This is a genomic window from Microbacterium phoenicis (assembly GCF_047302325.1).
GTDB lineage: Bacteria > Actinomycetota > Actinomycetes > Actinomycetales > Microbacteriaceae > Microbacterium.
The window spans coordinates 2850122-2863152 of sequence record NZ_CP154849.1 but is presented as its reverse complement, the minus strand read 5'-3'; the positions used below and the strand labels follow the sequence as shown (position 1 = coordinate 2863152).

Here is a 13031-nt window from a genome sequence, read left to right as displayed (position 1 = left end):
CAGCAGGACGGCGCGGTCAGCCGCGCAGGTCGCGAAGGATGAGTGCGGTGCGGATCGCGGCATCCGCAGCTTCTGCGCCCTTGTCCTCCTTCGAGCCCTCCAGCCCGGCACGGTCGATGCCCTGCTGCTCGTCGTCGAGGGTCAGGACGCCGAAGCCGACCGGCTTGCCGGTGTCGAGCGCGACACGGGTCAGGCCGTCGGTCGCGGCGGACGACACGAAGTCGAAGTGGGGAGTGCCGCCACGGATGATGACGCCGAGGGCGACGGCCGCGTCGGCGCCCGCGTCGAGTGCAGCCTTCGCCACGACGGGGAGCTCGAATGATCCTGGCACCCGCACGAGGCGCCAGGAGGCGCCCGATGCATCGAGGATGCGCGTCGCGCCGGCGATCAGCCCGTCGGTGATGACGTCGTGCCACTGGCCGGCGACGACGACGACCGACAGTCCCTTCGCGTCGACGGCTTCGGCCTTGGGGGCTCCGTGTCCGCTCATGCGGTGTGCTCCTCACTGTGCGCGAGGGCCTCGCGCAGCTCGTCGGCGTCGATGATGTGACCCATGCGGTCGGCTTTCGTCGCCAGGTATTGGTGGTTGTTCGCACCGACACCGACGAGCAGGGGCACCTGGTCGACGATCGTGAGACCGAGAGCACGCAGCTGCGCGACCTTGTCGGTGTTGTTGGTGAGCAGTCGGATCTGCTTGACACCGAGGTCGGTCAGGATGCCGGCCGCCGCCGCGTAGTCCCGGGCGTCGGCCGGCAGGCCGAGCGCGAGGTTCGCGTCGACGGTGTCGAGGCCGCGTTCTTGCAGGCTGTACGCGCGCAGCTTGTTGATGAGGCCGATGCCGCGGCCCTCGTGGCCGCGCATGTAGATGACGACGCCGCCGTCCTGCTCGATGGCGTCGAGCGCCGCCTCCAGCTGGGGGCCGCACTCGCACTTGAGCGACCCGAACGCCTCGCCGGTCAGGCACTCCGAGTGCACGCGCACGAGCGGAGCGTCCTCGGTGAGGTCGCCCGAGACGACGGCGATGTGGTCCGTGCCGGTGATCCGGTCCTTGTACGCGAGGAAGCGGAACTCGCCGTGCGAGGTGGGGACCTTCGCCTCCGCGCGCAGGCTCACCCGACGCTTGGCCGGGTGGTCCGTGTGGGCCGAGGTGCTGTCGCCGTCGGCCGCATTGAGGTGCGCGATGAGCTGCTCGATCGTGATGACGAGGATGCCTTCGCGCTCGCCCATCTCCATGAGCCCCGGCATCCGCATCATGCTGCCGTCGTCGGCGACGACCTCGCCGATGACGCCGACCGGCTGCAGGCCCGCGAGCTGCATGAGCTCGACCGCGGCCTCGGTGTGTCCGGCACGCTCGCGGACACCGCCGTCGACGGCGCGCAGCGGCAGCACGTGTCCGGGGCGGATGAGCGACGAGGGAACGGAGCTCGGGTCCGCCAGGACGTTGACCGTCCGGGCGCGGTCCGAGGCGCTGATGCCGGTCGTGACGCCTTCGGCAGCGTCGACGCTCACGGTGTAGGCGGTGCTCCGGGCATCCTGGTTGACCTCCACCATCGGGGGGAGGTCGAGCCGGTCGGCCCAGTCCGCGGGCATCGGTGCGCAGAGGAAGCCGCTGGACCAGCGGATGGTCCAGGCGAGCCACTCCGGCGAGGCGAGCTCGGCGGACAGGATGATGTCGCCCTCGTTCTCGCGGCTCTCATCGTCGGCGACCAGGATCGGTCGACCTTCCTTGAGCGCTGCCAGGGCGTCGGGGATCGTGGAAAGGCTCATCGGGAGCCTCCTTCTTCTGTGGACGGGATGCCGTCGGGTGAGGCGAATCGGAGCAGGCGCTGCACGTGCCGCGCCAGGATGTCGGTTTCGAGGTTGACCCGGTCGCCGGGCGTCAGCGCGCCGAGAGTGGTCACCTCGAGGGTTTCGGGGATGAGGGAGATCTCGAACCAGTGCGACGAGGCATCGGCGTCCGACACGTCGGAGACGGTGAGCGAGACCCCCTGGACCGTGATCGATCCCTTGTCGACGACGAGGGGGGCGAGGTCTGCGGGGAGCGCGACGCGGAGGACGCGCCACTGCTCGCCGGGGCGCACCTCGAGCACCTCGCCGGTGCCGTCGACGTGCCCCTGCACGAGGTGCCCGCCGAGCCGGGTGTGCGCGGCCAGGGCGCGCTCGACGTTGACCGGGGACCCGACGGAGAGCGTGCCGAGAGTCGACATGTCGAGCGTCTGCTTCATGACGTCGGCGGTGAACCCCTCGGGTGTCTGATCGGTGACCGTGAGGCAGACGCCGCTGATGGAGATGGAGTCGCCGCGCTGCGCGTCCGAGACCGCGAGCGGCGCGCGGACCGCGAGGCGCACCCCGTCGCCGGACGGGTCGATGGCGGTGATGACGCCCTGCTCTTCGATGATGCCCGTGAACATCAGCCCTCCTTGGGGGTCAAGGTGACGAGGATGTCGTCACCGAGTCTGTCGAGACCGACGATGTCGAGTCGGCGCTGCTCGGCGATCGTCGAGACGCCGATGTCGCCCACGGCCACTCGATCGCCCCCGATGAGTGTCGGGGCGATGTAGACGAGGAGCTCGTCGACGAGTCCTTGCCGCAGGAAGGATGCCGCCAGGGTCGGACCACCCTCGAGGAACACGCGGTGCGCGCCGAGCTCGCGGAGCCGATCAAGCAGATCGCGGAGGTCCTCGCCCTCGTCCTGCATGAAGGGTCGCGGGTGACGGCGGAGCGCCGCCTCCTGCGGCACGGCCCGGGTACCGACGACGACCGCCCGCGGCTGGTCCTCGTAGAGAGCCCCGGCGGCGGTGCGGGCGGTGAGTGCGGGATCGTCCGCGAGGACGGTTCCGGTGCCGACGACGATCGCATCGGCCTGTGCGCGGCGGCGGTGCACGTCCGCGCGCGCGTCCGGGCCCGTGATCCATTGGCTGGTGCCGTCGGATGCCGCGGCCCGCCCGTCGAGCGACTGCGCCCATTTGGCGGTGACGTGGGGTCGCCCGAGGCGCTGCACGGTCAGCCACGACGAGATGAGCTCCTCGCCTTCGCCCCGGAGCACGCCGCCCTCGACGTCGACACCGGCGGCGCGAAGCCGCTCGGCGCCTCCCGATGAGACGGCGCCGGGGTCTTCGGCGGAGTAGACGACGCGCGCGACCCCGGCCTCGATGAGGGCGACGGCGCACGGACCGGTGCGGCCGGTGTGATTGCAGGGCTCGAGCGTCACGACGGCGGTGGCGCCGCGCGCGGTATCCGGCGTCAGCTTCGACAGCGCGTCGATCTCGGCGTGGGGCGTGCCTGCTCCGTGGTGCCAGCCTTCGGCGAGCACGGTGCCGTCGGGGGAGAGGATGACCGCGCCGACCTGCGGGTTCAGCCCGCGCGGGCCGTTCGTCGCGAGCGTGAACGCGTGACGGAGCGCGCTGCGCTCTGCCTCGGTGGCACTCATCCGGATCCTCACGATGGGGTTCTCCGGGGTGCGGGCGCGACAGGCGGTGCGGCGTCGCCGCATCCACCGTGCTGCCTCCCATCCGGACTAGCGACTATCGTCGCATCACCGTCGGTTCCGGAATTCCACCGGATCAGCAGGACCTGGGTCCCGCTCGCGGACTGTCACCGCCGGTTCGGATTCCCACCGACCCCGGAGCACGTTTCTTGCTCTTGCAGTGTAATCAACCGCCCTTCGCGCGATTCATTCCCGCGTCATCTCTTGACTTCCGGGGTCATTCGGTCAGGGCGCGGGCGGTCGCCTCGTCGACCACGAGCTCGGTGACGAGGCGGGCGGCGAGAGCGCCGCGCAGGCTGTCGCGCTTGTCCACGCCGGACACGACGCATACTCGGCTCGCCACGCGACGGAGCACGTCGAACCGGGGCCCGGTGGCCCGGTCGTTGAGCTCGATCCCGCGGGTCGACCCGTCGAGCCGGTAGAACACCGTCGCGACGTCGCCCACCACTCCCTCGCGGTCGAGGGCGGCGAGCTCCTCGGGCTCGAGGTAGCCGCCGGAATACACGTGACTGGGAACGCGCGAGTCGGCGGCGCCCACGCTGAAGACCACGAGGTCCATCGCGGCCTGGATGGCGAGGATGCGGGTGGTGCTCCGCTCCCGCCACATCGCGTATTTCGTGCGCGGGTCGTCGAAGAAGGCCGGCACGGGGAACTGCTGCGCGCTCCCGCCGTACGCTTCGGCGAAGCGGCTGAGGATGTCGCTCGCGTAGAGCAGGCCCGTCGTCCGGGTGTTCCCTGAACCGTTGAGCTGCACGAACGTCGTGCCGTGCACGGACTTCGGGACGAGGCGCCGGCTGACTGCGGCCGTCGTCGATCCCCAGGCGATCCCGACGGTGGTGTCCGCGACGATCAGATCGCCGAGCAGGTGCGCCGCCGCGGTGGCGACGCGCTCGAGTCGCTCCACGTCGCTGGCGTCGTCGGGCACTGGCACCACGTGCGCAGTGATCCCGTAGCGGTCGGCCAGATCCTGCTCCAATAACTGAGGTGCGGCGAAGGGGGAGCGGATGCGGATGTCCACGATGCCCGCCGCGCGGGCGCGCGAGAGCAGGCGCGACACGGTCGACCGGGAGGTGCCGAGTTCGCGCGCGATGGCCTCCATCGTGCGGTCCTGGACGTAGTACAGGTGCGCCGCCGTGAGGGCACGACGGACGTCGTCGGGATCGAGCGTCTCTTCCACGGAAGACAGTGTGCACGTATGTGCATGGCGACTGCAATCTCGTCCACGAATGTCATCATTGGTCCCATCAGTCACTGCGGTGGCGGTCTGAGGCGACCGGGTCGACACCCGGCAGAAGTGGGAGTGTGTGACGTGGACACCGGAATCCGATCGACGACGGCGGGACTGCGGGAGCGACCCCACGCGGATGTGCTCATCATCGGCGGCGGCATCAACGGTGTCGCGACCTTCCGCGACCTGGCCCTCCAGGGCATCGACGTCGCCCTGGTCGAGAAGAGCGACTTCCTCTCCGGCGCCTCGGCTGCGTCGAGCCACATGATCCACGGCGGCATCCGCTACCTCGAGAACGGCGAGCTCCGGCTCGTCCACGAGGCCGTCACCGAGCGCAACGACCTGCTCACCACGGCCGCTCACTACGTGCGACCGCTTCGCACGACCGTCCCGATCTTCTCGACCTTCTCGGGTCTGCTCTCCGCGCCGCTGCGCATGGTGCTGCACCGTAAGACGGCCTCGACCGAGCGCGGCGCTCTCCTCATCAAGGTCGGCCTCATCATCTACGACTCGTTCTCGCGCGGCGGCGGCAAGGTCCCCCGCCACACGTTCCACGGTCGTCGTCGGTCGCTCCGCGCGCTGCCCGACCTCAACCCCGACGTGAAGTACACCGCCACGTACTGGGACGCCTCGCTCCGCGACCCCGAGCGCCTCGGTCTCGACCTCGTCCGCGATGGGATCGCCGTCGGCGGCAGCCGCGCCCGCGCCGCCAACTACGTCTCGGCGGCCGGGGTCCAGGACGGGAAGGTCGTCCTCCGCGACGAGGAGACGGGCGAGGAGTTCCCCTTCGCGGCATCCGTCGTCCTCAACGCAGCCGGCCCCTGGACCGACCTCGCCAACCGCGCGCTCGGCGACACCACGCACTACATGGGCGGCACGAAGGGCTCGCACATCGTGCTCGACCACCCCGAGCTCATGCAGGCCACCGGTGGCCGTGAACTGTTCTTCGAGCACTCCGATGGGCGCATCGTCCTCATCTACCCGCTCAACGGTCGCGTCCTGGTCGGAACGAGCGACCTCGAGCACGACATGTCCGAGCCGGCCGTCTGCACCGAGGAGGAGGTCGACTACTTCCTCGACCTCATCGGCCACGTCTTCCCCACGATCCCGGTCGACCGTGCGCAGATCGTGCACCGCTACTCGGGTGTCCGGCCCCTGCCCGGACACGGCGACATGGCAGCGGGCTTCGTCTCGCGCGACTACCGCATCGAGGAGGCGATCCTCCCGGGATCCGACCGCGTGCCGGTGCTCAGCCTCGTCGGCGGCAAGTGGACCACGTTCCGCGCCGTCGCCGCGCGCCTGAGCGACGAGCTGATGACCCGGATCGGCCGCGAGCGGGTCCGCTCCACGAAGGGCCTGCCGATCGGCGGTGCTGTCGGCTTCCCCCGCACCGACGCCGACCGCGACGAGTGGGTCCACCAGCACCTCGCCGACTTCGGACTCGAGCGCGGGACCCGTCTGCTGCACCGCTACGGCACGCACGCGCTGGCCGTCGCCACCTCCATCCGTCAGGACGACGAGGACGCGCCGCTCGCGTCGCTGCCCCGGTTCTCATCCGGCGAGTTCCGTCACATCGCCCGCACCGAGTCGATCGTCCACCTCGACGACATCCTGCTCCGCCGCACCAACATCGGATTCCGCGGTGAGGCGACGCACGAGGTCGTCGAAGAGGTGGCCGACGCGATCGCTGATGTGATGGGCTGGGATGCCGCAGCACGGCGCTCCGAGATCGACCGGGCGCTCGCCGCGGTGCACGCCGCCGATCCCGTCGCTGTCTGACGCCCGGCATCCCGTCGCCCCCGGCGCCGAGTACTCGAAGAGGAGACGAGACGTGGCTGAACACGTGATCGCCATTGACCAGGGAACCACCTCGACACGCGCGATCGTGTTCGACGGGGAGGGGGCGCTCGTCGCCACCGCCCAGCGGGAGCACGAGCAGATCTTCCCGCGGGCCGGGCGGGTCGAGCACGACCCCGTGGAGATCTGGACGAACACGGAATGGGTGCTGGCCCGCGTCCTCAACCAGGTGGGGCTGGCGCCGTCCGACGTCGCCGCCATCGGCGTCACCAATCAGCGCGAGACCGCGATCGTGTGGGACCGCCGCACCGGCCGGCCGATCGACAACGCCATCGTCTGGCAGGACACCCGCACCCAGCCCGCGATCGACCGGCTGATCGACGCGCACGGCGTCGACGCGTTCGCCGAGGTGACCGGCCTGCCGCTCGCGTCGTACTTCTCGGCGTCGAAGATCGCGTGGATCCTCGACAACGTCGAGGGCGCCCGCGACGCGGCCCGGAACGGCGACCTGATGTTCGGCACCCCCGACACGTGGATCGTCTGGAACCTCACGGGTGGGAGCGACGGCGGCATCCACATCACCGACGTCACCAACGCCAGCCGCACGCTGCTGATGGACCTGAAGACCCTCGACTGGTCCGACGAGATGCTCGAGGCCTGGGACATCCCGCGCGCCATGCTGCCCGAGATCCGCTCCTCCTCCGAGGTGTACGGCGAGGTCGTGCAGCCGCGCGTGGCCCGGGGCATCCGGATCGCCGGCATCCTCGGCGATCAGCAGGCGGCGACCTTCGGGCAGGCCGCCTTCGACGCGGGCCAGTCGAAGAACACCTACGGCACCGGCAACTTCCTGCTCGTCGGAACCGGCACCGAGCTCGTCCGTTCCGAGGCGGGGCTCATCACGACGGTCGCCTACCGCCTGGGAGACGAGCCCGCCCATTACGCGCTCGAGGGCTCGATCGCCGTCACCGGATCGCTCGTGCAGTGGCTGCGCGACAACCTCGGGATCATCTCCGACTCGGGCGAGGTCGAACGGCTCGCCCGCAGCGTCGAGGACAACGGTGGAGCGTATTTCGTGCCCGCTTTCTCAGGTCTTTTCGCCCCGTACTGGCGACCCGACGCGCGTGGCGCCCTCGTCGGCCTCACCCGCTACGTCACTAAGGCCCACATCGCCCGCGCCGCACTCGAGGCGACCGCGTTCCAGACGCGCGACGTCATCACCGCCGTCGTCTCCGACACGGGCCGCGACCTCGAGGAGCTCCGCGTCGACGGCGGGATGACCCGCAACGACACACTCATGCAGTTCCAGGCGGACATCCTCGGCATCCCCGTCATCCGTCCGAAGGTCGTGGAGACCACGGCGCTCGGAGCCGCCTACGCGGCCGGGCTCGCTGTCGGTGTCTGGACGGACAAGGACGCGCTGCGGGGGTACTGGCAGGAGGATCGTCGGTTCGAGCCGCAGATGGACCCCGACGAGCGCGACCGCCGCTGCCGCCTCTGGGAGAAGGCCGTCTCGAAGTCGATGGATTGGGTCGACGACGACGCCCGGGTCCTCGCCGGAACCGTCTGATCTACTTCAGCAATCGCGACAGGCGGCGGTCCGCGAGGATCTTGCCGCCCGTCTGACACGTCGGGCAGTACTCCAGGCTGTTGTCGGCGAAGAACACCGACCGCACCTCGTCGCCGCACACCGGGCACGCCTCACCGCGCCGGCCGTGGACGGCCATGCCGCGACGTTTGGCGTCTTTGAGATCCGCCGGAGGTTTGCCGGATGCCGCGGCCACCGCTTCGGCGAGGGTCTGCCGCAACGCGGCGTAGAGCCTGTCGATCTCGGCATCCGTCAGTCCCGCCGCGAGAGCGTACGGCGACATCTTCGCGGCGTGGAGGATCTCGTCGGAGTACGCGTTGCCGATCCCCGCGACGATCGACTGGTCCCGGAGGACGCCCTTGATCTGGGTGCGACGCCCCTCGAGCAGACCGGCGAGCGTATCCCGGGTGAAGGACTCGTCGAGCGGGTCCGGGCCGAGGCGTGCGATGCCGGGGACGTCGGCAGGGGAGCGGGCGGCGTAGTAGGCGAGGGACTTCTTCGTGCCGGCCTCGGTCAGGTCGAAGCCGGAGCCGTCGTCGAAGCCCACCCGCAGGGCGATCGGGGTCTTGCCCGGGCGGATCACCGTCGCCGGCAGCTGGTCGTACCAGCGGAGCCAGCCCGCCTTGGCGAGGTGGAAGACGAGGTGGGCACCGGCATCCGTCTGCAGGTCGACGAACTTGCCATGGCGCGCAGCACCGGTCATGGTCGCGCCGGTGATGGCGTCGATCGGCGGGTCGTACGTCTTCAGGGCGGCGATGTTCGCGACCGACACTTTCGTGACGGTCAGCCCCGTCGCGCGCTCGCGGAGGAAGTCGACCAGTCCCTGCACCTCGGGCATCTCAGGCATGGGGTCATCCTGCCAGTCGGGTGCGACGGCGGTCAGGGGGTTGTCACAGGGTCGGCCAGGACTGCGGTGAGCGGTCATCCGTTCGCAGGAGGGCCGCGATCCAGCCGTCGTGGCGGCCGCGCGGGTCGCTGAGCCCCTGGCGGAGAAGCCCTTCGTACCGGAAGCCGAGCTTCTGGGCGACCCTCGCCGACGCGTGGTTGCCGACCACGGCGCGCCATTGGATCCGGGCGAGCGCGACAGGCTCCGCGAACCCGAAGTCCACGACGGCGGCCGCCGCTTCGGTGAGATAGCCGTGGCCACGGGCCGCGGCATCCATCCAGAACCCGATCTCGGCCGAACCCCGCTTCTCGACGCGGTGCAGGCCGACCATACCGATCCAGCGGCCCCCGTGGCGGATGCCCCAGGTGAGCTCGCTCTCGTCCTCCCACCACCCGGCGGCCTTGTCGACGAATGCCTCCGCGTGCTGCCGGTCGTAGGGCGACGGCAGTGTCGTCCACCGCGGTACCTCGGGATCCTGCGCCGCCGCCGTGATCGCCTCGATGTCGGCCGCCGTCGGGACGGACAGCTCGAGCCGATCAGTCCGCAGCGTCACCGGTTCCATGCCCCGACCCTAACGGCGGCGGTGCCGACTGCAGGCGCAGATGGGCCGCGGGTGGTCCTCGAGAGTGGATCCGAAGGTTTTCCCTGCATCCGGCACGAAGATTCCTCCCCGAGGTCGCTGCGCGGCCGATCGGACACACCCTCCACCGGGACCGGCTCGCGCACCTCCGCCGTCGGCGACCGTCGCTCCATGACCTCGTCACGCGATCGGCGCGTCTTCGCCGACAGAGCCGGATCCCTCCTTGCCATCCGCTCGCGGTCGGCCTACGAACTCCGATCGTCTGGGATGTCGAAACGGGCCATCGCGCACGCCGTAGCGGACGGTGCGATCATCGCTGTCCGGCGCGGCCGCTACATCCCCTCAGACGTCCCGGTCGATATCGTTCAGGCGGCGCGCGTCGGCGGCCGGTTGACCTGCATGAGTGCACTTCGCCTCCTCGGGGTCTTCACCCTCAGCTCCGAAGAGCTCCACGTGCACATCCCCCCGCATGCGGCACGACTCCGCGTGCCGCCGGGAGGAGCCTCACGGCATTGGTCGCCACCGATCGGGGAGCGACCTTCCGGGTCCGGGATGTCGCACCCGTGGGACCTGCTCGCCCATGCGATCGTCTGCCAGCCTCCCGCGGCGGCTGTCGCCACTCTCGACAGCGCCCTGCACTGGGGGCTCATCGTGCCGTCGGAACTCGACCTCGTCTTCGCCGCTGTGCCGCGGAAGTACCGCGTGATCCGGAAAATGCTCGACGGGCGGGCCGAGTCCGGGCCGGAGTCGTTGATGAGACTCATCCTGCGCCGCCTCGGACTGAAGGTGGAGGTGCAGGTGAGGATCGACGGTGTGGGGAGGGTCGATCTGCTGGTCGATGGGTGGCTCGTCGTCGAGTGCGACAGCGATGCTCACCATTCCGGTCCGCTCGCCCACAGGGTCGACCGACGTCGTGACCTGGCGCTCGCGGCCCTCGGATATACGACACTCCGGCCGATGGCGGCCGACATCATGTGGCATCCGGACCGGGTGGTTGCGGCTGTCAGAGGACTGCTGAGAGCAAGACGACGCTGACACTGTGCCGAGTGCAGGCTCAGCGGTGCGAACGCGGGCTGAATCGACCCAAGCGGGCGTCTGAACCTGCGCTCGGCACACAACCGCCCCGCGGCGCGTCAGCCCTCGGGGTGCTGCTGGATCCAGACGGCCATGGCGGCGAGGTTGGCCAGCGGGGCCATCGCACCGGTCACGGGCGCGTCGAACACGATCGACTGGACGCCCGCCTCGGCGTAGGAGGCGACCCAGCCCGCGGCATCCGGCATCGGAACCGCCAGGAGCCGATCGGTCTCTTGGGGTGGGATGCCGAAACCCGCCGCCGCCTCGGTGGCGCGCTCGGGCGTCGAGAAGGCGAAGATCGCCGGGCCCTGCTCCGTCGTGGCGGCGAACGGGGTGGGCTGCTCGTCGGTTCCGCGCGCGATGAAGATCCACCGCTCGAGGGCGAACACCGCGCGCCAGAGGCGCTCCTGCGCGGCGCGGTCGTCGGGGGTGGCCATCGACGCCGCGGCGGCCGCGTCGATCGCCGCGACCGCCTCGGGGGCGGGCTCGAGTCCGGGCTGGTCAGGCACGACGCAGCAGCCCCAGTTTGTCGTACACGTCGCCCAGGGTGCGGTCGGCGACCTCGTCGGCGCGGGCGGCGTTCGCCGACAGCACCCGGTCGAGCTCGGCGGGGTCGTCGAGCAGCTCGAGGGCGCGTTCGCGCACGGGGCCGAACTCCGACACGACGACCTCGGCGAGTCCCTTCTTGAAGTCGCCGTATCCGCGACCGGCGTACTCGTCCTCGATCGCGGGGATCTCGCGGCCGGTGAGGGCGGCGTAGATCACGAGCAGGTTCGAGACGCCGGGCTTCGCCTCCCGGTCGTACCGGACGACGCCCTCGGAGTCGGTGACCGCCCGCATGACCTTCTTCGCCGACTTCGCCGGGTCGTCCAGGAGCCAGAGCACACCGGCATCCGATTCGGCGGACTTCGACATCTTCGACGTCGGGTTCTGGAGGTCGTAGATGCGCGCCGTCTCCTTCTGGATGACGGGCTTCGGCACGCGGAACGCCTCGCCGTAGCGACCGTTGAAACGTTCGGCGAGGTCGCGAGTCAGCTCGACGTGCTGCTTCTGGTCGTCCCCGACCGGCACGATGTCGGTCTGGTAGAGCAGGATGTCGGCGGCCATGAGGATCGGATAGGTGAAGAGGCCGACGTTGGTGGCGTCGGTGCCGTAGCGCGCGGACTTGTCCTTGAACTGCGTCATGCGTCCGGCCTCACCGAAACCGGTGATCGTGGACAGCACCCAGGCGAGCTCGGCGTGTGCGCGCACGTGCGACTGCACGTACAGCGTCGACTTCGCCGGTTCGATGCCGGCGGCGATGTACTGCGCAGCCGTGCGGCGGGTCTTCTCGCGGAGCTCCGCCGGGTCGTTCGGCTGGGTCAGCGCGTGCAGGTCGACGACCGAGAAGAACGCGTCGTAGGACTCCTGCAGGTCTCGCCACTGCATGAGCGCCCCGATGTAGTTGCCGATCTGGAGGGAGTCGGCGGAGGGCTGCATTCCGGAGTAGAGGCGGGGTTTGCTCACCCTACGATCCTAGGCGCGAACGGATGCCGCGCCCCCGCGCCCGAGCCTCAGCTGCCGAGCGTGTAGTCCGCCACGACGGGCGCGTGGTCGCTCCATCGCGTGTCCCAGGACGGCGCCCGGACGACCCGGTAGTCGGTCGCGCGCGTCGCGAGCTCGGGCGTCGCGAGGTGGTAGTCGATCCGCCAGCCGGTGTCGTTGTCGAACGCCTTGCCGCGGTTCGACCACCACGTGTACGGCCCGTCGATCTCGCCGGCGAAGCTGCGCCCGACGTCGACCCAGCCGAGTCCGGTGCCGTTCTCGCCGTCGACGGTCGCGACGGTCTCGCCCGCGGCACCGGTGAACCGGTCGAAATACGCGCGCTCACGGGGGAGGAAGCCGGCCTTCTTGACGTTCCCCTTCCAGTTGCGGATGTCGAACTCGCGGTGCCCGACGTTGAGGTCGCCCGTGATGAGGGCGAGGTCGCCGAGGTGCGGCATCCGCTCCTCCATCGCGTCGAGGAAGGCGTACTTCGCGACCTGCTTCTCAGTGCCGGCTTCGCCGGTGAAGACGTAGGCGCTGACGACGGTGAGCAGCTCGCCGTCGACCTCGATGTCGGCTTCGACCCACCGCCCTTTCGAGTCGAGCGTGTCGTCGCCGAGGTCGACTCGCCAGACGTCGAGCGGCTCGCGCGCCGCGATCGCGACACCTGCACGCCCCTTGGCGAGGGCTTCGTCGTTCACCAGATGCCATCCGGGAAGGGCTGCGGCGAGATCGGATGCCTCGGCCCGCACCTCCTGGAGGGTCAGGACGTCGACCCCGGCGGTCTCGAGCCAGTCGTGCATGCCCCTCCGGGCGGCGGCGCGGATGCCGTTGACGTTGACGGAGGCGATGCGGAGTGTTCGTGGCACG

13 protein-coding genes and 1 riboswitch are annotated in these 13031 nt (G+C 70.2%); of the genes, 3 read left to right on the top strand and 10 right to left on the bottom strand.

From position 1 onward, the window contains the following. Window positions 1–16: 16 nt before the first annotated feature. The 5 genes from ribH to ABCU91_RS14070 all read right to left on the bottom strand — a co-directional run bounded on the left by ribH (window position 17) and on the right by ABCU91_RS14070 (window position 4664). The gene (gene ribH / locus ABCU91_RS14090) at window positions 17–490 is read right to left on the bottom strand and encodes a 6,7-dimethyl-8-ribityllumazine synthase (RefSeq protein ID WP_406923555.1); all 474 of its coding nucleotides are present in this window, start codon (window positions 488–490) and stop codon (window positions 17–19) included. Beyond that, window positions 487–1767, bottom strand: coding sequence for a GTP cyclohydrolase II (ribA, locus tag ABCU91_RS14085; RefSeq protein ID WP_413354185.1), 1281 nt, complete (start codon window positions 1765–1767; stop codon window positions 487–489). Before ribA ends, ribH begins: the two co-directional genes overlap by 4 nt. Continuing rightward, on the bottom strand, window positions 1764–2411 hold the full coding sequence (locus ABCU91_RS14080) for a riboflavin synthase (protein WP_413354184.1): 648 nt from the start codon (window positions 2409–2411) through the stop codon (window positions 1764–1766). Before ABCU91_RS14080 ends, ribA begins: the two co-directional genes overlap by 4 nt. Beyond that, the gene (ribD, locus tag ABCU91_RS14075) at window positions 2411–3430 is read right to left on the bottom strand and encodes a bifunctional diaminohydroxyphosphoribosylaminopyrimidine deaminase/5-amino-6-(5-phosphoribosylamino)uracil reductase RibD (protein WP_413354183.1); all 1020 of its coding nucleotides are present in this window, start codon (window positions 3428–3430) and stop codon (window positions 2411–2413) included. Before ribD ends, ABCU91_RS14080 begins: the two co-directional genes overlap by 1 nt. 64 nt (window positions 3431–3494) lie before the next feature. Then, window positions 3495–3635: riboswitch (FMN riboswitch) on the bottom strand. 69 nt (window positions 3636–3704) lie between these two features. Further along, the gene (locus ABCU91_RS14070; protein WP_406923559.1) at window positions 3705–4664 is read right to left on the bottom strand and encodes a sugar-binding transcriptional regulator; all 960 of its coding nucleotides are present in this window, start codon (window positions 4662–4664) and stop codon (window positions 3705–3707) included. A gap of 132 nt (window positions 4665–4796) precedes the next feature. On the opposite strand from ABCU91_RS14070, the gene ABCU91_RS14065 reads away from it, so the two are divergent. Together ABCU91_RS14065 and glpK are read left to right on the top strand one after the other, a co-directional pair. Further along, window positions 4797–6494, top strand: a complete 1698-nt coding sequence (locus tag ABCU91_RS14065; protein ID WP_413354182.1) for a glycerol-3-phosphate dehydrogenase/oxidase — start codon at window positions 4797–4799, stop codon at window positions 6492–6494. Window positions 6495–6546: 52 nt separating this feature from the next. Continuing rightward, the gene (glpK, locus tag ABCU91_RS14060) at window positions 6547–8079 is read left to right on the top strand and encodes a glycerol kinase GlpK (RefSeq protein WP_413354181.1); all 1533 of its coding nucleotides are present in this window, start codon (window positions 6547–6549) and stop codon (window positions 8077–8079) included. Window position 8080: 1 nt separating this feature from the next. On the opposite strand, the gene ABCU91_RS14055 is transcribed toward glpK, so the two are convergent. Together ABCU91_RS14055 and ABCU91_RS14050 are read right to left on the bottom strand one after the other, a co-directional pair. Then, window positions 8081–8944 carry an Fpg/Nei family DNA glycosylase gene (locus tag ABCU91_RS14055; protein ID WP_413354180.1) on the bottom strand — a complete coding sequence of 288 codons (864 nt, stop codon included), beginning with the start codon at window positions 8942–8944 and terminating at the stop codon, window positions 8081–8083. A gap of 43 nt (window positions 8945–8987) precedes the next feature. Further along, entirely contained in the window at window positions 8988–9545 is a 558-nt protein-coding gene (locus ABCU91_RS14050) for a GNAT family N-acetyltransferase (protein ID WP_413354179.1), read from the bottom strand. Window positions 9546–9962: 417 nt separating this feature from the next. Here ABCU91_RS14050 and ABCU91_RS14045 point away from each other — a divergent pair, with 417 nt between their 5' ends. Further along, on the top strand, window positions 9963–10598 hold the full coding sequence (locus ABCU91_RS14045) for an endonuclease domain-containing protein (RefSeq protein WP_413354178.1): 636 nt from the start codon (window positions 9963–9965) through the stop codon (window positions 10596–10598). Between the two features lie 98 nt (window positions 10599–10696). On the opposite strand, the gene ABCU91_RS14040 is transcribed toward ABCU91_RS14045, so the two are convergent. From ABCU91_RS14040 to ABCU91_RS14030, 3 genes are read right to left on the bottom strand one after another with little or no spacing between them, the layout of a single operon-like run. Further along, a complete protein-coding gene (locus ABCU91_RS14040; RefSeq protein ID WP_413354177.1) occupies window positions 10697–11146 on the bottom strand; it encodes a hypothetical protein in 450 nt (149 codons plus the stop codon). Continuing rightward, complete coding sequence (trpS, locus tag ABCU91_RS14035) at window positions 11139–12143, bottom strand: tryptophan--tRNA ligase (RefSeq protein WP_413354175.1); 1005 nt, start codon at window positions 12141–12143, stop codon at window positions 11139–11141. The genes ABCU91_RS14040 and trpS overlap by 8 nt, the downstream gene beginning before the upstream one ends. 47 nt (window positions 12144–12190) lie before the next feature. Further along, window positions 12191–13030, bottom strand: coding sequence for an exodeoxyribonuclease III (locus ABCU91_RS14030; RefSeq protein WP_413354174.1), 840 nt, complete (start codon window positions 13028–13030; stop codon window positions 12191–12193). Between the last annotated feature and the right edge of the window lies 1 nt (window position 13031).

Excerpts from the sequence above, each read along its gene's own strand:
- ribH (WP_406923555.1), bottom strand. The coding sequence starts at position 490 with ATGAGCGGACACGGAGCCCCCAAGGCCGAAGCCGTCGACGCGAAGGGA.
- ribA (WP_413354185.1), bottom strand. The coding sequence starts at position 1,767 with ATGAGCCTTTCCACGATCCCCGACGCCCTGGCAGCGCTCAAGGAAGGT.
- ABCU91_RS14080 (WP_413354184.1), bottom strand. The coding sequence starts at position 2,411 with ATGTTCACGGGCATCATCGAAGAGCAGGGCGTCATCACCGCCATCGAC.
- ribD (WP_413354183.1), bottom strand. The coding sequence starts at position 3,430 with ATGAGTGCCACCGAGGCAGAGCGCAGCGCGCTCCGTCACGCGTTCACG.
- ABCU91_RS14055 (WP_413354180.1), bottom strand. The coding sequence starts at position 8,944 with ATGCCTGAGATGCCCGAGGTGCAGGGACTGGTCGACTTCCTCCGCGAG.
- ABCU91_RS14050 (WP_413354179.1), bottom strand. The coding sequence starts at position 9,545 with ATGGAACCGGTGACGCTGCGGACTGATCGGCTCGAGCTGTCCGTCCCG.
- ABCU91_RS14045 (WP_413354178.1), top strand. The coding sequence starts at position 9,963 with ATGAGTGCACTTCGCCTCCTCGGGGTCTTCACCCTCAGCTCCGAAGAG.